We start from the raw sequence: 788 nt of genomic DNA on the forward strand, positions 1-788 counted from the left end.
TTTTGTCTTATTCAAAGGCCTTACATTTCAAAAACTCTGCTTACCAGGCGCATTTCGCCCAGGGGATCACCATAATAAAATGCTGAGGCCTGGCCTTTGCGTAGTGCACGCATCACCTCAATACCTTTGATGGTGGCGTAAGCCGTCTTCATGGATTTAAATCCCAGCGTGGCGTCGATTATCCGTTTCAGTTTGCCATGATCGCATTCAATCACGTTGTTCCGGTACTTAATCTGTCGGTGTTCAACGTCAGACGGGCACCGGCCTTCGCGTTTGAGCAGAGCAAGCGCGCGACCATAGGCGGGCGCTTTATCCGTGTTGATGAATCGCGGGATCTGCCACTTCTTCACGTTGTTGAGGATTTTACCCAGAAACCGGTATGCAGCTTTGCTGTTACGACGGGAGGAGAGATAAAAATCGACAGTGCGGCCCCGGCTGTCGACGGCCCGGTACAGATACGCCCAGCGGCCATTGACCTTCACGTAGGTTTCATCCATGTGCCACGGGCAAAGATCGGAAGGGTTACGCCAGTACCAGCGCAGCCGTTTTTCCATTTCAGGCGCATAACGCTGAACCCAGCGGTAAATCGTGGAGTGATCGACATTCACTCCGCGTTCAGCCAGCATCTCCTGCAGCTCACGGTAACTGATGCCGTATTTGCAGTACCAGCGTACGGCCCACAGAATGATGTCACGCTGAAAATGCCGGCCTTTGAATGGGTTCATGTGCAGCTCCATCAGCAAAAGGGGATGATAAGTTTATCACCACCGACTATTTGCAACAGTGCC

At 52.2% G+C, this 788-nt stretch carries 1 protein-coding gene; it reads right to left on the reverse strand.

Features of this window, described 5'->3' with window-relative positions:
* Positions 1 to 20: 20 nt before the first annotated feature.
* Entirely contained in the window at positions 21 to 725 is a 705-nt protein-coding gene (locus N6P30_RS24425; protein ID WP_001067848.1) for an IS6-like element IS26 family transposase, read from the reverse strand.
* Positions 726 to 788 lie beyond the last annotated feature (63 nt).

It is taken from the genome of Enterobacter sp. PL1 (assembly GCF_945957325.1).
GTDB classification, from domain to species: Bacteria; Pseudomonadota; Gammaproteobacteria; order Enterobacterales; family Enterobacteriaceae; genus Enterobacter; species Enterobacter roggenkampii.

Coding starts and splice junctions, on each gene's coding strand:
- N6P30_RS24425 (WP_001067848.1), bottom strand. CDS start 725: ATGAACCCATTCAAAGGCCGGCATTTTCAGCGTGACATCATTCTGTGG.